The sequence below is a fragment of the Paenisporosarcina sp. P4_D4 genome, from assembly GCF_056401835.1.
Map to the genome: position 1 here is coordinate 1 of NZ_JBFUIO010000424.1, position 569 is coordinate 569.

Here is a 569-nt window from a genome sequence, read left to right on the forward strand (position 1 = left end):
ACCTCCTAAGTGTGTGATGTTCTTTGACCATTTTACTGATACAAGTTTTATTGCAGAAAAAGATGGACAAGTCATTGGGTTTCTAAAAAGTTTTTTATCTCAATCCAAGTCTGATGAGGCCTATATTCATTTTGTTGGAGTACATCCGGAAAATAGAAAGCTCAAAATAGGAAACCAACTCTACACCGAATTTTTTAATGTTGTAAAACAAAAAGGTGGTAGGTAGTGTAGTCCTTTGTGTAACTTCTCCTGTTAATAAAGTTTAATTGCCTATCATACTACAATGGGATTCGATATTGAACAAGGAGATACAATTGTAGATAGTGTTAATGTACATACGGACTATGAAGGGCCAAATCAAGATTGAGTTTTATTTAAAAAGCAGTTGATATAAGAAAAGTTCTTCTTGAACTAACGGGTGCTTTAGGGTTGAAGAACAACGAGCTGCTAAAGCAGCTCTTTTCTTATTCATCTAACGAGGCAGGAGATTTATTTAATAGATACAATTGACTTTAATCAACCAAATAATTTCCTTAAGTAAAAAAATAAAGCATAAATTTTCATAATAG

1 protein-coding gene is annotated in these 569 nt (G+C 32.3%); it reads left to right on the forward strand.

Annotated elements, in window-relative coordinates; all coding sequences use genetic code 11:
- Positions 1–226, forward strand: a 226-nt coding sequence (locus tag AC1DSL_RS19295) for a GNAT family N-acetyltransferase (RefSeq protein WP_477533486.1), incomplete at its 5' end; no start/stop codon positions are given.
- Positions 227–569 lie beyond the last annotated feature (343 nt).